17 protein-coding genes are annotated in these 25,891 nt (G+C 40.0%); 13 read left to right on the forward strand and 4 right to left on the reverse strand.

What is annotated here, in order from left to right; all coding sequences use genetic code 11:
* The 8 genes from ACXAGJ_RS12585 to ACXAGJ_RS12620 form a co-directional block, all read left to right on the forward strand.
* Window positions 1–4,343: beta strand repeat-containing protein (locus ACXAGJ_RS12585; protein ID WP_474840352.1), on the forward strand; the 4,343-nt coding region annotated here is incomplete at its 5' end.
* 45 nt (window positions 4,344–4,388) lie between these two features.
* Window positions 4,389–5,045, forward strand: coding sequence for a hypothetical protein (locus ACXAGJ_RS12590; protein ID WP_474840354.1), 657 nt, complete (start codon window positions 4,389–4,391; stop codon window positions 5,043–5,045).
* A 13-nt stretch (window positions 5,046–5,058) separates the two neighbouring features.
* The gene (locus ACXAGJ_RS12595) at window positions 5,059–10,563 is read left to right on the forward strand and encodes a beta strand repeat-containing protein (protein ID WP_474840356.1); all 5,505 of its coding nucleotides are present in this window, start codon (window positions 5,059–5,061) and stop codon (window positions 10,561–10,563) included.
* Window positions 10,564–10,878: 315 nt separating this feature from the next.
* Window positions 10,879–12,027, forward strand: coding sequence for a gliding motility-associated C-terminal domain-containing protein (locus tag ACXAGJ_RS12600; protein WP_474840358.1), 1,149 nt, complete (start codon window positions 10,879–10,881; stop codon window positions 12,025–12,027).
* A gap of 239 nt (window positions 12,028–12,266) precedes the next feature.
* Window positions 12,267–12,815 (forward strand): ClpP family protease, encoded by a 549-nt coding sequence (locus ACXAGJ_RS12605; protein WP_474840360.1) that lies wholly within the window; start codon window positions 12,267–12,269, stop codon window positions 12,813–12,815.
* A 33-nt stretch (window positions 12,816–12,848) separates the two neighbouring features.
* Entirely contained in the window at window positions 12,849–13,574 is a 726-nt protein-coding gene (locus tag ACXAGJ_RS12610; protein ID WP_474840362.1) for a M15 family metallopeptidase, read from the forward strand.
* A gap of 55 nt (window positions 13,575–13,629) precedes the next feature.
* Window positions 13,630–14,097, forward strand: coding sequence for a CAP domain-containing protein (locus tag ACXAGJ_RS12615; protein ID WP_474840364.1), 468 nt, complete (start codon window positions 13,630–13,632; stop codon window positions 14,095–14,097).
* A gap of 159 nt (window positions 14,098–14,256) precedes the next feature.
* Window positions 14,257–15,024, forward strand: a complete 768-nt coding sequence (locus tag ACXAGJ_RS12620; protein WP_474840366.1) for a M48 family metalloprotease — start codon at window positions 14,257–14,259, stop codon at window positions 15,022–15,024.
* A gap of 76 nt (window positions 15,025–15,100) precedes the next feature.
* Here the strand turns inward: ACXAGJ_RS12620 and ACXAGJ_RS12625 are convergent, their stop codons facing one another.
* Entirely contained in the window at window positions 15,101–15,481 is a 381-nt protein-coding gene (locus ACXAGJ_RS12625) for an ankyrin repeat domain-containing protein (RefSeq protein WP_474840368.1), read from the reverse strand.
* Window positions 15,482–15,958: 477 nt separating this feature from the next.
* On the opposite strand from ACXAGJ_RS12625, the gene gpmI reads away from it, so the two are divergent.
* The 5 genes from gpmI to ACXAGJ_RS12650 all read left to right on the forward strand — a co-directional run bounded on the left by gpmI (window position 15,959) and on the right by ACXAGJ_RS12650 (window position 23,506).
* Window positions 15,959–17,476, forward strand: coding sequence for a 2,3-bisphosphoglycerate-independent phosphoglycerate mutase (gene gpmI / locus ACXAGJ_RS12630; RefSeq protein ID WP_474840370.1), 1,518 nt, complete (start codon window positions 15,959–15,961; stop codon window positions 17,474–17,476).
* Between the two features lie 103 nt (window positions 17,477–17,579).
* A complete protein-coding gene (locus ACXAGJ_RS12635; protein WP_474840372.1) occupies window positions 17,580–18,146 on the forward strand; it encodes a thioredoxin family protein in 567 nt (188 codons plus the stop codon).
* Window positions 18,147–18,220: 74 nt separating this feature from the next.
* Entirely contained in the window at window positions 18,221–19,039 is an 819-nt protein-coding gene (gene map, locus ACXAGJ_RS12640) for a type I methionyl aminopeptidase (RefSeq protein ID WP_073321607.1), read from the forward strand.
* A gap of 24 nt (window positions 19,040–19,063) precedes the next feature.
* Window positions 19,064–19,831: a methyltransferase domain-containing protein gene (locus ACXAGJ_RS12645; protein WP_474840374.1), complete on the forward strand. Its 768-nt coding sequence runs from the start codon at window positions 19,064–19,066 to the stop codon at window positions 19,829–19,831.
* A 150-nt stretch (window positions 19,832–19,981) separates the two neighbouring features.
* Window positions 19,982–23,506 carry a tetratricopeptide repeat protein gene (locus tag ACXAGJ_RS12650; RefSeq protein ID WP_474840376.1) on the forward strand — a complete coding sequence of 1,175 codons (3,525 nt, stop codon included), beginning with the start codon at window positions 19,982–19,984 and terminating at the stop codon, window positions 23,504–23,506.
* Between the two features lie 7 nt (window positions 23,507–23,513).
* Here ACXAGJ_RS12650 and ACXAGJ_RS12655 read toward each other — a convergent pair whose 3' ends face one another.
* Genes ACXAGJ_RS12655 through ACXAGJ_RS12665 form a run of 3 tightly spaced genes read right to left on the reverse strand, consistent with a single transcriptional unit; the run spans window position 23,514 to window position 25,824 of the window.
* On the reverse strand, window positions 23,514–24,509 hold the full coding sequence (locus tag ACXAGJ_RS12655) for an FAD:protein FMN transferase (protein WP_474840378.1): 996 nt from the start codon (window positions 24,507–24,509) through the stop codon (window positions 23,514–23,516).
* Window positions 24,510–24,514: 5 nt separating this feature from the next.
* Window positions 24,515–24,892, reverse strand: a complete 378-nt coding sequence (locus tag ACXAGJ_RS12660; protein WP_473285723.1) for a Na(+)-translocating NADH-quinone reductase subunit F — start codon at window positions 24,890–24,892, stop codon at window positions 24,515–24,517.
* A gap of 53 nt (window positions 24,893–24,945) precedes the next feature.
* Complete coding sequence (locus ACXAGJ_RS12665) at window positions 24,946–25,824, reverse strand: DUF4846 domain-containing protein (protein WP_474840380.1); 879 nt, start codon at window positions 25,822–25,824, stop codon at window positions 24,946–24,948.
* Window positions 25,825–25,891: the final 67 nt, after the last annotated feature.

A 25,891-nucleotide genomic window follows, 5' to 3' on the forward strand; every position in this document is an offset into this window, starting at 1 on the left:
AAGGACCGACAGGTGCTACCGGAGCAACCGGAGCGCAAGGACCTACTGGTGCCACTGGAGCAACCGGTGCACAAGGACCGACAGGTGCTACCGGAGCAACCGGAGCGCAAGGACCTACTGGTGCCACTGGAGCAACCGGTGCACAAGGACCGACAGGTGCTACTGGAGCTACTGGTGCACAAGGACCGACAGGTGCGACTGGAACTACCGGAGCGCAAGGACCTACTGGTGCCACTGGAGCTACTGGTGCGCAAGGACCGACGGGTGCCACTGGAGCAACCGGAGCACAAGGACCGACAGGTGCCACTGGAGCAACAGGAGCGCAAGGACCGACAGGTGCTACTGGAGCGACCGGAGCACAAGGACCGACAGGTGCTACTGGAGCAACCGGAGCACAAGGACCAACAGGTGCGACTGGAGCTACTGGAGCACAAGGACCGACAGGTGCCACTGGAGCAACTGGTGCACAAGGACCTACGGGTGCGACTGGAGCAACCGGAGCACAAGGACCAACAGGTGCGACTGGAGCTACTGGAGCACAAGGACCGACAGGTGCTACTGGAGCAACCGGTGCACAAGGACCTACGGGTGCCACTGGAGCAACCGGTGCACAAGGACCGACAGGTGCTACTGGAGCGACCGGAGCACAAGGACCAACAGGAAATACAGGTGCAACTGGTGCACAAGGGCCAACAGGTGCCACTGGAGCAACCGGTGCACAAGGACTGACAGGTGCTACTGGAGCTACTGGTGCACAAGGACCGACAGGTGCTACTGGAGCAACCGGAGCACAAGGACCAACAGGAAATACAGGTGCCACTGGTGCACAAGGACCAACAGGAAATACTGGAGCAACTGGTGCACAAGGACCAACAGGAAATACAGGTGCCACTGGGGCACAAGGGCCGACAGGTGCTACTGGAGCAACCGGTGCACAAGGACCTACTGGTGCTACTGGAACAACCGGTGCACAAGGACCTACGGGTGCCACTGGAGCAACCGGTGCACAAGGACCAACAGGTAATACTGGAGCAACAGGTGCTACTGGAGCTACTGGTGCACAAGGACCAACAGGTGCCACTGGGGCAACCGGAGCACAAGGACCGACAGGTGCTACTGGAGCAACAGGTGCACAAGGACCAACAGGAAATACAGGTGCCACTGGTGCACAAGGACCGACGGGTGCTACTGGAGCAACCGGAGCGCAAGGACCAACAGGTAATACTGGAGCAACAGGTGCTACTGGAGCTACTGGTGCACAAGGACCAACAGGTGCGACTGGAGCAACCGGTGCACAAGGACCTACGGGTGCGACTGGAGCAACCGGTGCACAAGGACCAACAGGTGCTACTGGAGCTACTGGTGCGCAAGGACCAACAGGTGCGACTGGTGCCACTGGAGCACAAGGACCAACAGGTAATACTGGAGCAACCGGAGCGCAAGGACCTACGGGTGCCACTGGAGCAACCGGAGCACAAGGACCAACAGGAAATACTGGAGCAACCGGTGCACAAGGACCGACAGGAAATACAGGTGCCACTGGAGCACAAGGACCGACAGGTGCTACTGGAGCAACAGGAGCTCAAGGACCTACGGGTGCTACTGGAGCAACAGGAGCACAAGGGCCAACGGGTGCTACTGGAGCTACTGGTGCCACTGGAGCACAAGGACCAACAGGTAATACTGGAGCAACCGGAGCACAAGGACCGACAGGAAATACAGGTGCCACTGGTGCACAAGGACCTACGGGTGCCACTGGAGCAACCGGTGCACAAGGACCGACAGGAAATACAGGTGCCATTGGAGCACAAGGACCGACAGGTGCTACTGGAGCAACAGGAGCTCAAGGGCCAACAGGTGCCACTGGAGCAACCGGTGCACAAGGACCGACAGGTGCTACTGGAGCAACCGGAGCGCAAGGACCAACAGGTGCCACTGGGGCAACCGGAGCTCAAGGACCGACAGGAAATACAGGTGCCACTGGAGCACAAGGACCGACAGGTGCTACTGGAGCAACAGGAGCACAAGGACCTACGGGTGCCACTGGAGCAACCGGTGCACAAGGACCAACAGGAAATACAGGTGCCACTGGAGCACAAGGGCCAACAGGTGCTACTGGTGCAACAGGAGCTCAAGGACCTACGGGTGCTACTGGAGCAACCGGTGCACAAGGACCAACAGGAAATACAGGTGCCACTGGAGCACAAGGACCGACAGGTGCGACTGGTGCAACCGGTGCACAAGGACCGACAGGTGCTACTGGTGCAACCGGAGCACAAGGACCGACAGGTGCGCAAGGACCAACAGGAAATACAGGTGCCACTGGAGCACAAGGACCTACAGGTGCAACTGGAGCAACCGGAGCACAAGGACCAACAGGAAATACAGGTGCCACTGGTGCACAAGGACCGACAGGTGCAACTGGAGCAACCGGAGCACAAGGACCGACAGGTACTACTGGAGCAACAGGAGCGCAAGGACCTACTGGTGCCACTGGAGCTACTGGTGCGCAAGGACCGACGGGTGCCACTGGAGCAACCGGAGCACAAGGACCGACAGGTGCCACTGGAGCAACAGGAGCGCAAGGACCGACAGGTGCTACTGGAGCGACCGGAGCACAAGGACCGACAGGTGCTACTGGAGCAACCGGAGCACAAGGACCAACAGGTGCGACTGGAGCTACTGGAGCACAAGGACCGACAGGTGCAACTGGAGCAACCGGAGCGCAAGGACCAACAGGTAATACTGGAGCAACAGGAGCGCAAGGACCAACAGGTGCTACTGGAGCTACTGGTGCACAAGGACCTACGGGTGCAACTGGAGCAACCGGTGCACAAGGACCGACAGGTGCGACTGGAGCAACCGGAGCACAAGGACCTACTGGTGCCACTGGAGCAACCGGTGCACAAGGACCGACAGGTGCTACTGGAGCGACCGGAGCACAAGGACCAACAGGTGCCACTGGGGCAACCGGAGCACAAGGACCAACAGGTGCTACTGGAGCAACAGGAGCACAAGGACCAACAGGTGCTACTGGTGCAACAGGAGCACAAGGACCAACGGGTGCTACTGGAGCAACCGGTGCACAAGGACCAACAGGAAATACAGGTGCCACTGGTGCACAAGGACCTACAGGTGCTACTGGAGCAACAGGAGCGCAAGGACCTACAGGTAATACAGGTGCCACTGGTGCACAAGGACCTACAGGTGCTACTGGAGCAACCGGAGCACAAGGACCGACAGGTGCGACTGGAGCAACAGGAGCACAAGGACCAACAGGAAATACAGGTGCCACTGGAGCAACAGGAGCGCAAGGACCAACAGGAAATACAGGTGCCACTGGTGCACAAGGACCGACAGGTGCGACTGGAGCAACAGGAGCGCAAGGACCAACAGGTGCCACTGGAGCTACTGGTGCGCAAGGACCTACAGGTGCCACTGGTGCACAAGGACCTACAGGTGCTACTGGAGCAACAGGAGCACAAGGACCAACAGGTGCTACTGGAACAACCGGTGCGCAAGGACCGACAGGTGCTACTGGAGCAACCGGTGCACAAGGACCTACGGGTGCGACTGGAGCAACAGGTGCACAAGGACCAACAGGAAATACTGGTGCCACTGGTGCACAAGGACCGACAGGTGCACAAGGACCAACGGGTGCGACTGGAGCAACAGGAGCGCAAGGAACTACAGGACCTCAAGGACCTACAGGCGCACAAGGGCCAATAGGTTTACAAGGACCAGTAGGAGCAACAGGACCTCAAGGAGCCACTGGGCCACAGGGGGCAACTGGAACACAAGGACCTACAGGTGCCACTGGAGCAACTGGTCCACAAGGACCAACTGGAGATCCGGCAACAAATATTGTGACGAATCTATCTCAGAATACAACAACGGGTGTAATCACATACACCAATGAAAATACACCAACCCCAGATACACAAACAGCTAATGTAGTTAGTACAGATGCTAATAACGACATTACTGTAGGTAGTGATGGAGGTGCATTCTTTGCTAGTCCTGTAAAAGCAATGGGTAAAGTTGCCGGTAATGGAACAGCAGCAAAAATATTAAATGCTACTGTGACAAGATTAAATGAAGGCGATTATCAAATAACGTTCACTACGGCAATGCCAGATGATGACTATATCATTCAGCTCTCAATACTAGATTGTGGTGGAGATTGTCCAGGAAATACCGGACAAGATTATGATGATCCGGGGATCACATATTACAACCAAACTACAACCGGATTTAGAGTGAATATTGGAGATAGTGATAATGGAACCAATCAGAAAGACGATATTGATTTAGAATTTATGTTTACCGTACTTGACTTCTAATAAATATTATTTAAAACAAATAGTGAGGCACTAATAGATATCAAAATGAAAAAGTTACCCCTATTAATATTATTTCTAGCATTAATGAATCAAGCCTTCGCCCAGATAGGCCCCAATGATGCTAATGCTTTGATGGGGTTACCCACCGCCACTAACCTAACTGAGATTAATGCTATTATTAATCCACAAATAGGATCTGTAGTCTTTAATTTGGACGACGAAGAAATATATCGTTATACTGGTGCAACCAATGGATGGCAAGTAGCTACAGATGATCAAACTGACGCGGAGGTGCCACTTTCAACACCAATAGATGTTGATGAAGATGCTGTTTCTACTCCTACTAACGAAACTAACTTACAAGAAGTAGTTCAGGCGATAGCTCCAATTACTTCAAAAGCTGGAAGAGTATTCTTCCCTCCTTCTATAGAAATTGATGCTTCGGCAATAGTAAGCAATCAAACTATAGATTTATATGCTTTGTATAGAGCTCAATACGCAACGCCAGTGATAAGCAGTCCTAGTGCGCCAAATACAATCCCCATTTATGAAGCTAATGAACTTTACTATTATGTAACTTTTGCGGATCCAGTCGTTTTTAATATCGATAGTTTAAGTGATGCTGGAGTTTTACAATATGATATTTTAAGTATCCCAACCGATGACAATACCCTGATCAATGTGGTATTTGTAGTTAGGTAATTAATGCTAACCCATGGGATTGATACAGAAGATAACATATCAACTTATACTTTTTTCGATTGCTGTATTGTCAATACATTCTTCATTTGGGCAGGATACCTATGCCGATAATTTTAATGGAGGAGGCAATTATGCAAATAGTTCTGGTAATCAAACATGGACTCCTAGTTGGGTTGAAAATTTTGATGGAGGTTCTCCAAATGGAGGTAGAATAGAAATAAATGGAAATCAATTAGAATTCAATAATCTTGATGGCCGAAGTATTAGTCGATTACTAGATTTAAGTGCAGCGACAGCCGTTACTCTTACACTGGACTTTGATGCAACGAGTAGAGGTAATGAATCTTTGTTAGTTCAATTGAGAAATTCTGCTGGTGTATGGGTAACTATAGCTACCATTAATACGACCAATACAGGTACCGTCACGCATGTTTTGACTGCAGACCAAATTTCCGCTAATTCTGGAATACGATTTTTGGGTGGAGATAACTTTTGGAATGGTGCAGAAACGATATTAATAGACAACGTTCAATTTGAAACCAACAGCAGTACTTTTGTGATTACTGACGGTGTAACCGTAAATACTTGTACTGGAACTTTTGTTGATTCAGGGGGAACAGGTGGAAATTATTCCAATAACGAAGATATTACATATACCATATGTCCAGACGTCGCAGGATCGAATGTAAATATTACGTTTACTCAATTTAACGTAGAGGACGATTTTGACTTTCTAAGAATCTATGATGGAACTTCTACTGCTAGTCCGCTCATAGGTATTTTTGACAATGGTAATTCTCCTAATGGTACTACGATATCCTCTACCACAGGATGTCTTACATTTAGATTTACTGCAGATTTTATTTTTAATTTTTCCGGTTGGGAAGCCACTATTTCCTGTACTGCTTCTGCAGCAGATTTATCTATTGGTGATGCTGTAGTAAATGAAAATGCTGGAACCATAGATTTTACGGTTACGCATTCGGGAGCTAGTACAACGGGACCTTTTACTGTAGAATATACTACTGCAGATAATACGGCTACTGCACCTGGAGATTATACAGCGACAGGCGCCCCAACTCCCACCATTACATTTTCTGGTGCCACTGGAGAAACACAGACCATTTCTATACCTATTATAGATGATAATTTCACAGAAAATACTGAAACTTTTTTCGTGGATATTGCCAACCCAAGTGATGGGACAGTCACGATAAGTGATTCACAAGGAGAAGGAACTATTAATGATAATGATACCGCATCGATTGCTATTGGAAACGTTACCGTGAATGAAGGTGATGGAACTGCCACCTTGGATGTTGTTTTATCTGGAGCTAATGTGGCTGGAGGCTTTACTGTAGAGTATTCTACCGCAGATGGTTCTGCTACTGCTCCTGCAGATTATACGGCCACGGGTGCCCCTACTCCAACAATTTCATTTACAGGTACAGGTAGTCTCCCTGAAACACAACAAATAACAATCCCTATAATAGATGATTCTGACGTAGAAGGAAATCATAACTTTTTTGTAAACCTTGGCGCAGTAAGCAACGCCCTCGTGACTATAAGTGACAATCAGGGAGAAGTAACGATACAAGATAATGATGCAGGTATTAGTATAGCAGATCTCACCAATATAGGCGAAGCTTCTGGCACAGCTAATTTTGTAATTACACATACTGGAGCAGATGTTCCTGGCGGCTTTACTGTTAATTTTGCCACAGCAGATAATACAGCAATTGCTCCTGGAGATTATACCGCCACTGCCTCCCCTCCTGCCATTTCCTTTTCTGGGACAAGTGGAGAAACACAGACTATATCGGTAACCATTATTAACGATGGTGATACAGAGGGTAACGAAAGCTTTTTTGTAAATCTTACAGGAGTTAGCAGCCCACAAGTTACTATTACTGATTCGCAAGCAGAAGGAACCATTATCGATGATGAAATCCCTTTTGTTATTACCGATGGGGTTACCGACAATACTTGTAGCGGGTTTTTCGTAGACACAGGAGGTTTTAATGGAAATTATAGCAATAATGAAGCAATAACCTATACACTTTGTCCGGACACCCCTGGAAGCGTTATTGTTTTAGATTTTGAAGAATTCAATGTAGAAGACTTTTTTGATGGTTTAGCCATTTTCGAAGGAACTACAACAACTACACAAATCGGTGTTTTTGATAATGAAAATGTTCCAAGGCAAATTGTTTCTACAGACCCTAGTGGCTGTCTTACTTTTGTATTTACTTCAGATTTCACTGTTGTAGACGATGGTTGGGTAGCTCGTATTTCATGTGCCTCTGTCTTCTTAAATGTAAGTAATGTAACCGTAAGTGAAGATGCCGGAACCGCAACCTTTACAGTAACTTTAAATGGAAATGTCCCGGGAGGTTTCACTGTAGATTACCTTACTGAAGATGGCACCGCATTTGCCGACTCTGACTATACTACAACTTCGGGAACATTAAGTTTTACAGGAGTAAACAATGAACAAAGAACGGTTACCGTACCTATAATCAATAACACCTTTGCGGAAAATGATGAGATATTTTATCTTACTTTAAATAATGTATCCAACTCTACTGTTGGACTTATAGAAGGTATTGGTACGATTACCGACGATGTTGGTGATACTGCGGTAGATGATGATGTACCGCTTACTTTATTTGATGAATTTAATGGTTATTTTGATTATGCCCTAACGGGAGGTTCCCTAAGGTTAGCTTCAGATTCTGTTGACCCTTGTGGAATTGCCGCTTCCTCATCGAATACCCTAACCACTGCTATACCACCAGGATCAACCATAGAGCAAGCATACCTTATCTGGGGTCATACCAGTCCTAGTGCAGATGATGTAGTCGTCTTCGAAGGACAAAATGTAACCGCTAGTGTAATCAATTCGGCCAATGGGGGTACTACCTATGGGATGGTGGGAGATGTAACTTCCATTATTCAAGGTATTGCAGACCCTTCTACCAATGTTTATGATTTTAGCGGGTTATCTGTAGATAATCGTACGCTATGTGACAATACTATTATTATTGGAGGTTGGTCATTAATGATATTTTATACAAACCCTGCTTTCCCAGCTGTGGGAATAAACATGTATAACGGTTTTGATGCCTCATCAAACAATACGACAACATATACTCTTGATGGTTTTTATGCTATTGGTGCCGCTGGATCTAAAACATCAGTTTTATCCTGGGAAGGAGATGGAGATATCACTGGGAATGAAGAAATATCTTTAACTGTTGGTGTAAATAACACCACATTGAATGGTGATGGAGATAATACAGGAGCAAACCAAAATGTATTTAACTCCACCATCTTTGATGATACCGTTATACCTAATGTGAATACCAATACAGATTTTGCCATAGACTTAGATACCTATGACATCTCTGCACTGATTGGACCTGGAGAAACATCTGCTACCACAGAGGTTACTACCGGAAATGATTTTATCATTCTGAATACTGTTTTAATCAAAGTACCGAGTAACCTTATTACTGGATTTGTTTTTGAAGACGTTAATTACCCTGGTGGTATTGGAAGAAACCTTGCAACTTCTTCTGGTGTAGGTATCGAAAATGCGCGAGTTGAATTATACAGAGAAACCAGCCCTGGTACATTCACTTTTGAAGAAGCAACAACCTCAGATAATACTGGAGAATATACTTTTGGAGGTATTCCTGATGGAACATATCGTGTTCGAGTGGTGAACAATACCGTGAGATCCACAAGAGGTGGAGGAGCGGCTTGCACAACTTGCCTACCGATACAAACTTTCAGAAGAGATTATGCCTCAGGAGGTACTTTTACCGATCAGCCTAATGAAGTGGGAGGTGTAGACCCTACCGCTACAGATGCTGCTTCAAATACACTTACCGGAGCTCAAACCGTTTCTAGTGTTACCATAAATGGTGAAGGAGTTGTAGATCTTGATTTTGGGTTTAATTTTAACACCATAGTAAATACCAATGCAGACGGTCAAGGATCTTTAGAACAATTTATAGTAAATGCTAATAATTTGGATGAAACCGGATTAAATATTGAAGCCAATGGTATTTTTAATCCAGCTGCTGGTGTGGATACCTCAATATTTATGATTCCGACCAATACAGATCCGCTCGGAAGAACGGTAGATCCGAATTACGATATAGCCAATGGTTTTTTTGACATCAATACAACAAGCAATCAACTTACAGAAATAACCTCTGACAATACGAGCATTGATGGTAGAACCCAAACTGCCTATTCTGGGAACACTAATAATGGGACTATAGGTGCAGGAGGAAGTACCGTTGGAGTATCGGCCACTACCCTACCAAACTATAATCTACCTGAAATTCAGGTACGAAGTGATTTTGGAGATGTCCTTCAAATGGAAGCTTCTAACACTATTATAAGAAATATAGCAGTGTATGGAGGAAACAGAAGAGCAATACAGCAAAATTCTGGAACCAATAATCTTGTTTCCTCAAATTTACTAGGTGTTAATGCTTTGGGAGCTATTGGCACAGTGGGAGTAGGATCTTATGTTGATGACGGTGTAGAAGTAACCGGTGGTGAAGTAGTAATAGATGGTAATTACATCTCATCAAACACCGATTTTGGTGTTATCGTAAATGGTGGAACAGCTACTACCATTCAAAACAATCACTTTACCGGTAACGGTACCAGAAATTGTGAATATAATATTACCATACAAAGTGGAAGTGGTGTTGTAATTCAGAACAATCTTATCGAAAATGCTGAATCTACTGGTATTAATGACGATGCAGGAAATGTTACTATTACAGAAAATACTGTTACTACTTCTGGAACAAACAATGGTTGTGCTCAACTAAGTGGTATAGAGCTTTCACAGAACAACTCATCAGTATCTAGTAACATCGTAAACAGTAATGCTGGAGCCGGAATCGTATTAAGTGGAGGAAACACTACAGGAAATCGCATATCTCGAAATTCTATTTTTGCAAACGGTACTGCAGCACCCGCATTAGGTATTGATATAAATAACGATGGTGTTACCCTTAACGATAATGGCGATACAGATAACGGACCAAATACTTCCATCAATTTTCCAATAATAGAATCTGCTGCGATAAGCGGAACTACATTACGCGTAAGAGGTTGGGTTGGTGCAGGTGCAACCGTAGAGTTTTTCTTAACCGATATTAATGAAGGTACAGCTACCGCAGGAGATAACCAGCTTGGTTTATCAGTAGATTATGGTGAAGGTCAAGTATTTGTTACCTCGGCTACGGAAGGTTCTGGAGTAGATAGCGATACCACAACATCGGGCTATACGGATGCAGATGGAAACACAGATAACACAAATAGATTTGACTTTTTAATTACATTGGCATCTCCTATTGCCCCAGGAAGCCTCATATCTGCGACTGCCACAATATCCAATTCTACCTCAGAATTTGGAGGTTCTGCCGCTATTGGTTCGGCCAGAGTAATTACCAACAGAACAATAACCTACAGAGTCAGACAAAATTAGAACATCAAAAAATTACCCACTATAAGTAAAGTAAACAGAATTATTAATCATCGTCAAAATTTTATAAATCGTCAAAATCATGAAACTACACCTTTTTTCTTTTTCACGAAATTTTATTCATAACGGGTCGACTAAGTCCTAGATAATCATACAGTTTGTATGAAAAAACCCATTTATCACTGATAAACGGCACAAAAATGCCGTTCGTCGAAAATAATGTGCGTTTTACCGTAAAAAATTAGTCGGATTTAAATATAAAGTTTATTTTAGCCATATAATTAATACGGTTAAACCGTAAACACATCTTAAAGCCCCATGAATAAAATAATCGTCATAGCAATTTGTTTAATAGCACCTGTTACCCTATCAGCCCAACAAGCCTTTCATAACTTTGGAGATATACAAATCCACGATCAAGGTCAAATTGGTTTTCATATCGATGTAATTAATGATGGTGCTTTTGATAATAACTTAGGTCTTGCTGGATTTTACAACGCAGATCAAAGTTTAACTGTTTCTGGAGATAACAGACCTGTATTCCACGACATGGAAATCGATGTAGCCAACGATCTTAATCTTGAGATCGCAGTTGGTGTTACTAACTTCCAAGAGTTTATAGCAGGTAGAGTAGTTACGCCAAGAGACCGAAGAGGAGTTTCTTTAGATTATATTAACGACGCTCCTTATTTGGGAGCCAATGACGATCGTTATGTTGATGGTTATGCTACCATCGATGGACTTTTAGATTTTACTTTTCCTGTAGGTGACGATTTCAGGTTACGACCAATGCGTATCGAAAATGCTGCGGCTGTAAATACTGCTAGAGGAGCTTATTTCTTCGAAGACCCAAACAATCCTAATTTCTTCCCTACACAATTTGATACTAACAGTTTTGGAGAGCTGTTATTTGGGATTAGTAATTTTGAATTTTGGGACCTTGATGGTGATGTATCAACCAGAGTGACGCTTACCTGGGATGATAATAGTAATATTCCTACACTAGTAGATGATCTAGACGATTTAAGAGTAGTAGGATGGGATCCTAACCTAAACCAATGGATCAACCTTGGTAATGTAGCAACTATAGGAGATTTGGATAATGGAGAAATCACTTCAGAAGCTTTTATTCCTAACAACTATACGGTAATAACATTCGGAACGTCTAGTCTTATCTTGGATGGAGATTTAGAAATTTTTACTGCAGTATCGCCTAATGGTGACGGTCTTAATGATACCTTTATCATACAAGGGATAGCTCAATTCCCAGACAATGAATTATCGATTTTTAATCGATGGGGAGTAATGGTATACAATAAAAAGGGATACGATAACTCCTGGGGTGGAATTTCAGAAGGAAGAGCTACGATCGCCAAAGGAGAAGAATTACCTGTAGGTACATATTACTATGTATTAAAAATTGAAGGTCAAAAAGACAGAGCTGGCCACCTATACATTAACAGGTAATACAAAACATAAATAAGTTTCAAGTAAATTTTTGTTTATTGACTCTAAAAAGTATTCGATAGCTACTAATAATCTACAATATTTAATAAGCTCGTCTTCAACGACTAGTATCCATTAATTCTATTTTTCTGTATCAAACACGGTGACTTGTATTTGTAAAATGCAAAAACAAATGCTATTTTTTGTAAAAATAATTATACATTTAACAGGTATATACACAAGAAAATAAAATCATAGATATGAAAGAGAAATCGGGAAAAACGCAAGACCTTTTAGACAAAAAATTTTTAGAGGAACGAACAGTATTTCTTTGGGGGCAAGTAGATGATAAATCCGCAAAACATGTTATTGATCGCCTAATGTATTTGGATATGGTAGGAGATCAGGAAATAAAGTTATACATCAATAGTCCAGGAGGTTATGTTACTTCTGGTTTTGCTATGTATGATACTATCAAAAGTTTAAAAAGTCCTGTTTCTACCATATGTACGGGGTTAGCCGCTTCAATGGGATCAATTCTTCTTAGTGTTGGTGAAAAAGGGAGAAGATTTATCCAACCTCATGCCAAAGTGATGATTCATCAACCAAGTGGAGGTGCCAGAGGACAAGCTTCGAATATTGAAATTCAAGCAGCCGAAATTCTTAAAACCAAAGAATTAAGCGCCCAGATCCTAGCGGATAACTGTGGACAGGATATGGAAAAAGTACTTAAAGATTTTAATCGCGATTACTGGATGGATGCCCAAGAATCTCTGGAATATGGTATCGTAGATGGTATCATCGAATAAGTTTCCTATCATCACTCTTTTCGAATAACCATTATGTTTAGACGTGATTTCATAAAGATAAACGCCACTGTGGCTTTAGGATTATCCTTTTCTGGGTTTACTGTGTTTCAGGATACCTTTTCGAAAGATGACCTCATGGGAAAAGGTAATCCTACCTTTTTTGGCGATGGTTATCGTCTTCAAAAGGAAACTTATGAAGCTTTCTTAAAGATGAAAGCTGCAGCTCAAAAAAGTGGATTCGAAATCAAGGTGGTATCTAGCTATCGAAATTATGCACATCAAAATCGGATTTGGGAACGTAAATACAAAAAGTTCACCGCAGAAGGGTTATCCCCTACCCAGGCAATTCGAAAAATTATTGAATACTCTACTATCCCAGGTACATCAAGACATCATTGGGGAACGGATTTGGATATTGTAGACGGCAATGCTCCACAACCAAAAGGATTGTTACTAGCTAAGAATTTTGAAGGAGACGGCCCTTTCTGTAAATTCAAAGAATGGATGGATAAACATGCCAATAGTTTCGGCTTTTATCTGGTCTATACAGACAGGGTTGGCCGAAAGGGTTTTAAATACGAACCCTGGCACTATACTTATGCTCCGCAATCTATACCCATGCTAAAGGCGTATAAGAAATTAGATATCACTTCAGAGCTTAAAAAAGCTAAATTATTAGGTAGCGAATTCATTACCGAAACCTTTATTGAACAATATATTAATGAAAACATATTGGATATAAATCTACAATTATTGTAATTTTTTATACTAAATTGCTCCGATTTTAGTTAATTAATAAAAAGACCCCATACCTATGAGAACCTACTTTACGAAGTATTGCTGCATTTTTGTAATGCTAATCACTGCCTTTTCATGTTCTGACGATGATAGTGCAGTTGCCTCACCAAACAATCTCTCAGTAACCGACGAGATTTTAAAATTGATCAATGAACATCGCGCTAGTGAAGGGCTATCCCCTCTCGTAGTAAATGCTACTGCAGAACGACTGGCTATAGAACATACTGAGTATATGATCGCTGAAGCAGATATAAGTCATGATAATTTTCAGGCTAGAAGTAATGAATTAAATCAAAGCGAAAATGCCTCAAGTGCTGCAGAAAATGTAGCGAGCTTCTATCCTAATGCTGCTAGTGTAGTTGAAGGATGGCTAAACAGTACAGGACATCGCAATAATATTGAAGGTAATTATACCCATACCGGGATTGCAGCGCTGCAAGACGAAAATGGAAATTACTATTATACACAACTTTTTTATCGCTAAACTAGGCAAACTCAACTATGCTAGTTAGCACTAAATACATTCTTTAACAGAATGATAAACCTCTAGTAGTTGCTTACTAAAAAGTGTTTTTACATTTTATTAGTAAGCAACTTTTATTTTATATTTAGTACATTTAAGTAGTAATCAAAACTCTATTTCATGAGACGTGGTGGTCTAAAAATCAGAATACTCATCGGTTTAGCTATTGTCGCTTTTGCTTTCATCAAAAAGTGTGGTAATCGCACCCATAATCCATATACCGATAGAGTACAGAATATTAATATGACTAGTGATCAAGAAATCGCTATAGGATTACAAAGTGCTCCTGCCATGGCAGAACAGCATGGTGGCTTATATCCTGACGAAAAGTTACAAAGCTATATTGAAATGGTAGGTAACAAATTAGTAAACTCCAGCATGGCCAAAGAAACGCCATATCGTTATGAGTTCCACCTGTTAGCGGATCCAAATACGATCAATGCTTTCGCTTTGCCGGGAGGACAAATTTTTATTACCTATGCCCTACTATCAAAGCTTGAAAACGAAGATCAGGTAGCCGGAGTATTAGGTCATGAAATAGGGCATGTTCTGGGACGCCATTCTGCAGAACGAATAGCAGAACATGATTTTTGGAAAACCATATCTACAGGAGCATCTGTAGGAGCCGATATGGGAGGGCTCGTAAATGGTATTGGTCAAAATGTATTATTAGGAAATGGCAGAGATGATGAACTAGAAAGTGATAAACTAGGTGTTTTGTTTATGATTAATTCTGGATATGATCCTAATGAGATGATTGATGTCATGAAAATTTTGAAAGCTGCGGCAGGTCCAAATAGAGTTCCAGAATTTCAGAGTACACATCCAGACCCTGAAAATCGAATTGAAAAAATCAAAGAAGCAATTAGAGAGTATCAAGGAAGATAAAATCAATTCAACCGTATAAAAAAACAGGTTTGTATGAGTCATACAAACCTGTTTTTGCAATTATATACTAATTAAATTAAGACACTTCTTTAAGAAGCGCTACAGCTTCCTGAGCATTAGATAATTCTGCAAATTTCATTGCCGTATATCCTTTTTTGTCTCTGGTCTTTACATTTGCTCCTTCATCAATAAGTAATTTCATGATCTCAACACGGTTATATCGTGCTGCATACATTAAAGGAGTCATTCCTAGAGACTTTTGGTTCACATCGCTACCTAGCTCTATCATTTTCTTTACTGTATCTACATCTCCTTTTACAATAGCCATGCAAAATGGGCTTGTTTTTACAGTTGTAACTTCATAAGATGGATTGTCAATTGATGTGGTGGTGTCTGTTGCAAATGCGGCAGAAGAGATTAGCATTGCCGCAAAAGCGAATAAAAATGTTTTTTTCATGATGAATGAATTTAAAGTTAAATTATTGATTATACTTAATAAGACCTCTGATCTATTCATTTTGTTACATTTCAATATTTTAAATAACAGAAATTTAACCTTTGTACAACAAAATATTAAGATTCTAAAACTAAATCAACTTGCTGTTTTACAAACATTTACCAAAACATCTCCCCTCACTCTTGTTTCTTAAATATTTTATTTAAAAAAATTTCAATACCGCAAATGAATTATAATATTCATACAAAACACCATCAAATTTTAAGGATAACTCACTTTTAACCTTCAGTAAACAAATTCGTTAATAGTATCACAAAAAAAAGTGTTCTCCTTACCTAAAGTATCTACAAAATTCATGTATCGATAAACCTATCTTTTTGTGTAGCTGAGTATGAAATTGTAATTTTGTCTCTTGTCTTATTTTAGCATAAAAATAACCGGGAAAAACAACCAACTAAAACCTAAATTCAGAATTCCATGAATAAAAAAGTTATCTTAATGATCCTAGATGGATGGGGAACATCACCAGATCCAAAAGTTTCTGCTATTGATCACGCCAATACTCCTTTTATCGACAGTCTATATACCAAATACCCGAGTGCTTCTTTACGAACCGATGGTTTACATGTAGGATTACCTGAGGGTCAGATGGGAAATAGCGAAGTAGGACATATGAATTTGGGGGCTGGTAGAATTGTATATCAAGATCTTGCCAAAATCAATATGGCAGTCGATAAAAATACTCTTAAGGACGAGCAAGTTTTGATTAATGCCTTTACTTATGCCAAAGAAAACAACAAAAACATTCATCTTCTTGGTCTGGTGAGTGATGGAGGTGTTCATTCTCATATCAATCATATCAAAGGTCTTTTGAATGCCGCACATGAATACGAATTAGAAAATGTGTTTTTGCATGCCTTTACGGACGGACGGGACGTAGATCCGAAATCAGGAAAAGGGCATCTTCAAAATATACAGGAACACATGTCTAAAACTACCGGGAAAATTGCTTCTGTTGTTGGAAGATATTATGCAATGGATCGCGACAAACGATGGGAAAGAGTAAAATTGGCTTACGATTTACTTGTGCATGGACATGGTACACCAACCACTAATGTTCTAGATAGTATTCAGGCAAGTTATGACCAAGACGTTACTGACGAATTTATCAAACCTATTCTAGTACAAGAAAATGGTGAAGCTGTAACTACTATTCAGGAGAATGACGTTGTCATCTTCTTTAATTTCAGAACAGATAGAGGTCGAGAACTCACAGAGATGCTATCGCAAAAAGATATGCATGAATACAATACGCATAAGCTACCGCTTCATTACGTAACCATGACGAATTATGACGATACTTTTGAAGGAATTCAAGTAATTTATGATAAAGAAAATATCACCAATACCTTAGGACAAGTGTTAGCCGAGGCAGGAAAGAAGCAAATTAGAATCGCTGAAACCGAAAAATATCCTCATGTTACCTTTTTCTTTTCGGGAGGACAAGAAGAACCCTTTGAAGGTGAATCGAGGATTCTAAGAAACTCTCCTAAAGTGGCTACTTATGATTTGAAACCCGAAATGAGTGCTTATGAATTGAGAGATGCTTTGGTCCCTGAATTACAAAAAGGAGAGGTGGATTTTGTATGTCTCAATTTTGCAAACGGAGATATGGTGGGGCATACTGGAGTGATGGAAGCTGCTATTAAAGCCTGCGAAGCTGTTGACGAATGTACCAAAGATGTTGTTTCTACTGGATTGGAAAATGGATACACCACATTACTTATCGCCGATCATGGAAATTGTGAAACTATGATCAATCCTGATGGTTCTCCGCATACCGCTCACACGACCAACCCAGTACCTTTTATTTTGATTGATGCAAATGGAATCAAAGTAAAAGATGGCGTTTTGGGAGATATTGCTCCTACTATCCTGGATCTAATGGGTGTTGATCAACCAGAAGCGATGACGCAACATTCATTGTTGGCGTAAGCTTTTAGGTATCGTTTTTTTGATTTTGTTAAACTAGCATTAAGATATACTATTGAGCTAAGGGTTTATGGTATCTTCGCGTACTGAATTATTATTTTATCCAATGAAAACTATACTCTTGCTGTTAAGCATTATCGTTCTTAATTCGTGCATCAGTGCATCGATAGCTGTAAACACCTCTGGTCGCTCTGAAAACGAATCTCAAGCATCTGATAGTTCTGAAACAAAACCAGATATCTTGGTAGGGAAACATCAACGGGCAGCTCTTGAGCAGCAACCTTTTGCATCCTGGTTTACTACAAATTATGATGAGTATACAGTAGATACTGAAGCGACTACCAAAATCTCACCTTATCTTAAAGATATCTCTGTAAAAGCTTTTATGGGGACTTGGTGTAGTGATAGCAAAAGAGAAACTCCAGCTTTTTATAAAATTCTGGATGAAGCGAAATTTGATTACAACAATTTTGAGTTAATTACGGTAACTCGTTCAAAAGACACTCCAGAAGGTTTTGAAAAGGGATTAAACATAGAAAGAGTCCCGACTTTCATCTTTTACAAAGAAGGCAAAGAAGTAGGGCGCTATGTAGAGTTTGCTAGAGAAAGTTTGGAAAAAGATATGCTGGCAATTTTATCTGGTCAAGGATACAAACACTCATACGAGGATTAAAAATAGCATCAATTTTAATTGATCCCAATATTCTTCGTAAATTTGCCTGCTTTTAATATGGAATTTTACGACCTATGATCATTACCAAAACAAGAGAAGAAATAGAACTAATGCGTGAGAGCGCTTTGATCGTTTCCAAAACGTTGGGCATGTTAGCCTCTGAGGTGAAACCAGGTGTCACTACATTGCATTTGGACAAATTAGCCGAAGAATTTATCAGAGATCATGGTGCTATACCAGGGTTTCTAGGGCTCTACGACTTTCCAAATACGCTATGCATGAGTCCTAACGCACAAGTTGTTCATGGTATTCCTAACGATACACCTCTTGAAGAAGGAGATATCATTTCTATAGATTGTGGAGCTATCAAAAATGATTTTTATGGAGACCACGCTTATACCTTCCCAGTAGGTGAAGTTTCTGAAGATGTAGCTCGTTTGCTACGCATTACCAAAGAATCTTTGTATGTTGGTATCGCCGAGTTCAAAGTAGGAAATCGTGTGGGTGATGTTGGATATGCCATTCAAAAATTCACAGAAGATGCAGGATACGGTGTTGTAAGAGAATTGGTAGGGCACGGTATTGGTCGTAAAATGCATGAAGATCCAGAAATGCCTAACTACGGCCGACGTGGAAGAGGAAAAAAATTTGTCGAGGGAATGGTAGTCGCTATGGAACCAATGACCAATATGGGCACACATCGCATCAAGCAATTGCGTGACGGATGGACCATCCTTACGGCAGATGGTAAGCCTAGCGCACATTTTGAGCATGATGTGGCTATTATAGACGGTAAACCAGAGATTCTTTCTACCTTCAAATACATTTATCAAGCTTTAGGTATTGAATCTGATGAAGAAGATGCATTCCGACAAGAATTATTAGCGGTATAGGCATTTGTGATCCAGTCCTAGTTCATGAAAAGGCTTTTTAAATTTATTCTTAATACGATTCCTAGACCTATCCTAATCAGGCTAAGTTATTGGGTTCGACCAGTAGTTTCTTTTTTACTACGTGGAAAAACCTATACAGATCCAATAGATGGAAAGAGTTTCTCTAAGTTTCTCCCTTATGGATACGGAAAGCAAAGAGAAAATGTTTTATCGCCTTCTACGCTATCATTAGAACGCCATCGTTTGCTATGGCTATATTTACAAAAAGAGACCAATTTCTTTTCTGCACCAGCCAAGGTATTACATTTTGCTCCTGAACAAGCTTTTTACAAGAGATTCAGAAAATTATCTCATTTAGACTATACAACTACGGATTTACTTTCTCCTTTGGCGGATGTAAAAGCTGACATCTGTAATCTTCCATTTGATAATGACCAATATGATGTTATTTTCTGTAATCATGTTTTAGAACACATCCCCGATGACACCAAAGCCATGCAAGAATTATATCGCGTCTTAAGATCTGGGGGCATGGCTATATTACAAATTCCTCAAGATCTAAATCGTGAGACTACTTTTGAAGATGATAGCATTACCGACCCCAAGAAAAGAGCCGAAATTTTTGGACAATACGATCACGTACGCGTATACGGTCGAGACTATTTTGAAAAATTAAGAGCTATTGGATTTAAGGTAGACGAAGTAGATTATACTTCTGTATTATCTGATGAAGAAGTGACCAAATATTGCCTGGCCAAAGGTGAAATCCTACCTGTTTGTTATAAGCATTAGTCTTCATTTTTAACACTTCCTCATTCAAATTTTCATTAATTAGAGGTAACATTTTCCGATCTTTGCCACTAACTAAAAACCAGCTTTGAATAGTTAATCTAGCTGAAAATTTTAAAGACATCAATTGACTTTTTGAAACCTAAAAAACATATGTCGTCGCCTACCCCAGCATTTCGATCTATTTATATCTTTCTTTTGCTTTCCTTGCTTTGTACTTGGACTGGTAAAGCACAATCGATTAATAAACAAGAAATAGCCTCAACACATTATAAAAAGGGAGAAGAATTACTCGCTGTATGGAAATTGGACAGTGCTGTGCTACATTATAAAAAAGCGCTTAAGCTCTACGAATCTTCTGGTAATTTGAAGAAGGTATCTGACTGCTACGACAAGATAGCAGAAACCCAAAGAAAAAATTATGATTTAAAAGAGGCTTTAGTAAATGCCAACAAAGCCCTTGAACTTCGATTAAAAATATTTGGAGATGAACATGCTGAAGTGGCATTATCGCATTCCAGCATTGGAAATATTCTAAGATTACAAGATCAATTTAATTCTGCACTTGACCATTTTCAAAAGGGGCATGCGATTGCATTAAACACATTAAACAAAAACCATCAAACAATTGCTGAAAGTCTTCATGGAATAGGGACAGTGTATCATCACTTGGCAAAATATGATCAAGCAATGAAAAATTATGATGAGGCACTTCAAATAAGATTAAAAGTATTTGGCAAACACCATCCTAAAATCGCAGAAAGCTATATTGATATCGGTACTACCAATTATCATCTTGGGAAATATAATGAGGCTTTAAAGTATTATCGCAAAGCTTTAGAAGTAAGAAAAACCGTCTCAGAAGAAAACAGCGTCGAGGTTGGTATTTGTCATGATCTTATTGGTAATATTTTGAATCGCCAACATAAGTATGAAAAGTCTGTCCAAAATATAAACACCGCGCTAGATATTTTCAAAGAAAAAGTTGGTAATAACCATCCATTTGTTGGAATATCCTATTACAGCCTGTCCAAAGTCCTAAGGTTCGAAGGGAAACAGAATCAATCATTAAATTACGCTCAAAACGCATTGTCTATCCTTATCCCTAAAATAGGTATTAACCACACCCAAATTATAGATATTAAAAGTAACATGGCTATTACTTATAACCTTAAAGGTGCCTATAACAAAGCTTTAGAAATTAATTTGATGTCGTTGAACACTGAAATGAAAGTTAGGGGTAAAACACACCCATATATTGGATCAAAACATAATAACATTGGTTTAATTTACTACAAGAAAGGAGAATACAATAAAGCTTTATTACACTATAAAAAGGCTATGGATATTTTCATAAGCGTGTATGGAAAACATAGCACAGCAGTTGCAACTACCTATAACAATATTGGAAATCTTTATAAACGTAAGGAAAAGTATAACGAAGCAATAATGTATTACAACAAATCATTAGAAATAAGAACTGTTTATTATGGAGAGTACTATCCTGAAACAGCCTATTCCTATAGAGATTTGGCCGAACTATATGGCTTAATTAACAACTACGAGTCAGCCTATTACTTCCAGCTAAAAGCGCTTAAGGTTATGAAAAAGCTTTACAAAAAACCAACATACTACATTAGTGATATGTATGATACATTCGCTTTACTACAGTATCAAAACAAAGAGATTGATAAAGCTTTTCAGACGTTACAAAAGAGCATACAAAATAGAATGGCAACAGACGGATCAAAACATCCCAGAACGGCCAAAACTTACAATCTATTAGCCAAAGTAACAACTGACAGAAAACAACTTGAAAATTCTTTGGGTCATTACCATAATGCTATTACTTCAAATACTAAATCTAAGGTTAATACTGCAAAGTTTTCGCCTCAGAATTATTTTGATCATAATACTCTTCTATTATCGTTACAAGGCAAAGCACAAACACTAGCAAGTCTATTTGAAAGCACAAAAAACAGGAATTATCTTATATCCGCTATAGAAGTATATCAAAACACTGATATTCTAATCGACGAAATTCGTCAAGGTCTTCATAGCTATCAAGACAAAATTGATTTTGCTCAAAAAGCACAACAAACCTATAGTGCTGCGATTGAAACGCAACAATTACTATATCAAAAAACGGGAGATCAAAAAGATTTGGAAAAAGCATTTTATTATGCCGAAAAAAGCAGAGCAAATACCTTAAAGAGTTTATTAGCAGCATCCAATGCTTCGCATTTTTCAGGATTACCCAAAAACATTACATCATTTGAACAACAACTAAAGGCAGATTATGCCTATTACAATTCTGCTATTGCCAACGAACGTATACAACAAAACCCTGATAGTTTAAAGATCGTTACTTACGAAAATCACTTATTTGATGTCATTGGGAAACGGGATTCCCTGGTCCAAGTTTTGGAAAAAGAATATCCAAAATACCATCAACTCAAACATCAAAATGAAATCATATCCATTCATGATATTCAACAAAAAATAGATGAGAAAACAACAGTTTTGGAATATTTTGTAGCTGATAGCATATCTTATGTGTTTACTATTTCAAAAAACGACTTCAATATTACCACATTAAACACCAAAAACGTATTAGACAATATCCAGGTGTTAAGAAAATCTATAGCCTCACAAAATACAGCATCATACAAAAGGGTATCACACAACATTTACAAACAACTTTTATCTCCTATTCAAAATCAGCTTAAAGGAGATCGATTGATCATTATTCCTGACGGTCCTTTATGGCATATTAATTTTGATATTCTACTCACAGACAATAGTGACTCAAACAATCCTAAAGCATTACCCTACTTAATCCAACAATACACAACCAGCTATGCCAATTCGGCTACCTTGTTATTTCCTGAACAGCAACAAATCGATAATCAAAAAAGAAAAGAATGCCTAGCCTTTTCGTTTTCTGATGATATCAACCAAGATAAGAATGAAACCATAAGTCTGGCTACCTTGCGAAATTCTAAAAAGGATTTACCAGGTACTCGTAAAGAAATTAAAGCGATTTCGAATATCATTAACGGAGACTACTTTTTTGGCCAGCAAGCAATAGAGTCCAACTTCAAAAAAAATGCAGCGCAATACAATATTCTACACCTTGCCATGCATGGTGAGGTAGATCATGAACGACCCCAAAACTCCAAATTGTTGTTTACACCAATCAAAGATACTATTGAGGATAATTTTTTGTACGCGCATGAATTATTTGCCATGCAAATCCCGGCAGAACTTACCGTACTAAGCGCCTGTAATACTGGAACCGGTAAAATTGCCAAAGGAGAAGGTATTATGAGTTTGGGTAACGCTTTTCAATATGCGGGAACCAAAAGTTTGGTGCTTAGTAATTGGGAAATATCTGATCAAACCACACCGGATCTTATGAAATACTTTTATACTAATCTAAAGAATGGTATAGATAAAGCACAGGCATTACGACAGGCCAAACTACAATGCCTTGATTTATCTGACCCAAATAAATCTCACCCTTTTTATTGGGCAGGGTTCTATCTGGTGGGTAACTCGGATCCCATTCAGTTTGAGAATGATTTATCTGTGTATTGGATCATAGGAATATTATCTGCTGTTGCACTCCTTTTCGTTATATTCTTAAAACGAAAAAGAAGCATTTCAGGTAAATAAATAAAATCTAGTTTTCAGGAAATCCATTCACCGCTAGTGTTTTTAACTCCTTATCGGAATCTTCATAAATAAAATACACTTTTAGCTCTGGATGAGTCGTAAGAAACTCTTTTGCCCGTTCTAGCCCCATCGACATTAACGCGGTAGCATACGCATCGGCATGCATACAATTTGTCGTGATTACTGATACACTTAATACATTTGATTTGTGAGGGTAACCTGTTTTTGTATCAATAATATGCGCATAACGATTACCATTCTCATCTACTTTGAATTTGCGGTAACTCCCAGAAGTGGCCATCGCTCCATCCTCTAAAGAAATCACCTTGCTATAAGATTGAGTCTGATCAAAGTTCGGATCTTCTACCCCAATTTTCCATGATTTTTGCTTGATCAAATTACTGCCTTTACCCCGAATTTCGCCCCCAATTTCTACCAAGTAATTATCTTGACCTTTGCTTTCTAAAAACTTGGCAAATACATCTACAGCGTATCCTTTGGCAAGTGCGTTGAAATCAATAAACGTATCCGGATGTTCTTTTACAATCTTATCCCCTTTTAGCACAACTTTTTGCACTCCTACAGTTTGCAACAAGCTATCAATTTTAAGGCTATCTAGTCCAACAATTTTACCTTCAGGCCCAAAGTCCCATGCATTTACCAATACACCAATAGTTGGATCAAAAGCGCCTTGAGTTTGGTCGTATAGTTGTTTTGAAGCTACAAATACCTTCTTAAAATGGTCATCTACAACGACTGTTGTATCTCCTTTATTAATTTTAGAGATATCAGAATCATCCATGTAGGTAGACATTGATGTATTGATTACCTTAATCAGACTATCGTATGAAGATGAAAAATCAGATTTTTCATTACTGATATACTGTACAGAAAAAGAAGTTCCAAAAGCTTCTCCTTTTTGATAATTCAAAAGCAAAGTTGGTTCTTTTTTACAAGCTACCACTGCAAAAAAGAGAAACAATACCAATAGTCTATGTATCATAATGATTAATTCAGATGAGTTTCGATGGTTTGCAACCCTGCATATTCCAGAATATACTCTTCATTAAGCTGTACGGGTTTATTTGGATTCTCTGCATTTTGCAATCCTACTCCGGCATAAAACACTTTTGCCTCTTGTTCTCGTGCATGTTTCTTGAAAGATTCCATCCAAATCATATCATAATTATGAGGATTATCAGGATATGCTATTGCCTTCACGATCACAAAATACCGTTGATTTGATTGATCTATACAAACAAATTGTGGGTGTTTTCCTAATTGACTGTTGATTGCTATAAATTCGTAGCCCTTTTTCTCTAATTCTTCTCCAACAATATTCATTGCCAGATTGTGTAGTTCTTGTCTTGTTAAAATCCTTGCCATTACGCTGCAAAGATACAATCAAAATCATGAATTTTTCAGAGGTAATTCGTGATTTATTTAAACCTTACAAACTTCGCTTCATCAAAATAGTAACTAGGGGTATACACCGGCTTTTCTGCTTCAAATTTGTACCAGGGAGAAGTTTCCGGTTCTTCAAAATTTTTAAGTAAGCATACACTTTGCGCAGGAGTGTTTCCTTGAGCAAGTAAATACATTTTCTCTCCGTTCTCATTCTTTATTTCATCAACAATAATTTCAATATGCCCTGGTGACCCAGGTTTGACCAGCATATCTCCTATTTTTATTTCTGAAACCGGGACCTTTTTCAACTCATGATACATAGAAAGGGTTCCCGCATAGGTGTAAATGAGATTAAGGTATTTATAAAAGTTAGATTTAGAATGATTGGCTGCAGCTGTTTTATGAAAGGAAACTTTATTCCCTCTAATTTTTGGTCGATATCCTTCGGCATATTTCTTCCAGGAACAATAATGACCAGAGGTAAAATTAAATCCGATTTCATTTTTGCGATTGTTATTCCATAAATACTCTGATCGAATACGCATTAAAGCATCTGCGCATTGCTGCAAACCATTTTTAGGAACTGGCACCTCAAGTATGGCATCATGCCAATTTTGAGCAAAATATTCGCTCTCATCATAATTAATGATTTTACTACCATAAGGTTTCAACTGATAGTTACGTAAGTACTCTTCAAAAGATCCATTGGGATACGTCACTCTGGTATACCCTTCGGGCAGTAAAACTCTGGTTACGATCGAATCTCCTTCTTCATTAATCAAACTAGGTTTGGAAATCACATGAGTCACTACTCCTTTTACTTGATGCGTCAACATCTTTCCTTTTGAGGTATTCTGAAACACCACAAAAATAGCCCCAACGATAATCAACACTACCACTAATTTCTTCATAACTTCCCTTCTTATACTCTCAAAAATAAAAAAACCGATACAAAATGTATCGGTTTTTGGTTGTATC

The sequence above is a fragment of the Aquimarina sp. AWH4_224 genome, assembly GCF_056160245.1.

Excerpts from the sequence above, each read along its gene's own strand:
- ACXAGJ_RS12620 (WP_474840366.1), top strand. The coding sequence starts at position 14,257 with ATGAGACGTGGTGGTCTAAAAATCAGAATACTCATCGGTTTAGCTATT.
- ACXAGJ_RS12605 (WP_474840360.1), top strand. The coding sequence starts at position 12,267 with ATGAAAGAGAAATCGGGAAAAACGCAAGACCTTTTAGACAAAAAATTT.
- ACXAGJ_RS12615 (WP_474840364.1), top strand. The coding sequence starts at position 13,630 with ATGAGAACCTACTTTACGAAGTATTGCTGCATTTTTGTAATGCTAATC.
- ACXAGJ_RS12595 (WP_474840356.1), top strand. The coding sequence starts at position 5,059 with ATGGGATTGATACAGAAGATAACATATCAACTTATACTTTTTTCGATT.
- ACXAGJ_RS12600 (WP_474840358.1), top strand. The coding sequence starts at position 10,879 with ATGAATAAAATAATCGTCATAGCAATTTGTTTAATAGCACCTGTTACC.
- map (WP_073321607.1), top strand. The coding sequence starts at position 18,221 with ATGATCATTACCAAAACAAGAGAAGAAATAGAACTAATGCGTGAGAGC.
- ACXAGJ_RS12625 (WP_474840368.1), bottom strand. The coding sequence starts at position 15,481 with ATGAAAAAAACATTTTTATTCGCTTTTGCGGCAATGCTAATCTCTTCT.
- ACXAGJ_RS12655 (WP_474840378.1), bottom strand. The coding sequence starts at position 24,509 with ATGATACATAGACTATTGGTATTGTTTCTCTTTTTTGCAGTGGTAGCT.
- ACXAGJ_RS12665 (WP_474840380.1), bottom strand. The coding sequence starts at position 25,824 with ATGAAGAAATTAGTGGTAGTGTTGATTATCGTTGGGGCTATTTTTGTG.
- ACXAGJ_RS12635 (WP_474840372.1), top strand. The coding sequence starts at position 17,580 with ATGAAAACTATACTCTTGCTGTTAAGCATTATCGTTCTTAATTCGTGC.
- ACXAGJ_RS12610 (WP_474840362.1), top strand. The coding sequence starts at position 12,849 with ATGTTTAGACGTGATTTCATAAAGATAAACGCCACTGTGGCTTTAGGA.
- ACXAGJ_RS12645 (WP_474840374.1), top strand. The coding sequence starts at position 19,064 with ATGAAAAGGCTTTTTAAATTTATTCTTAATACGATTCCTAGACCTATC.
- ACXAGJ_RS12590 (WP_474840354.1), top strand. The coding sequence starts at position 4,389 with ATGAAAAAGTTACCCCTATTAATATTATTTCTAGCATTAATGAATCAA.
- ACXAGJ_RS12660 (WP_473285723.1), bottom strand. The coding sequence starts at position 24,892 with ATGGCAAGGATTTTAACAAGACAAGAACTACACAATCTGGCAATGAAT.
- gpmI (WP_474840370.1), top strand. The coding sequence starts at position 15,959 with ATGAATAAAAAAGTTATCTTAATGATCCTAGATGGATGGGGAACATCA.
- ACXAGJ_RS12650 (WP_474840376.1), top strand. The coding sequence starts at position 19,982 with ATGTCGTCGCCTACCCCAGCATTTCGATCTATTTATATCTTTCTTTTG.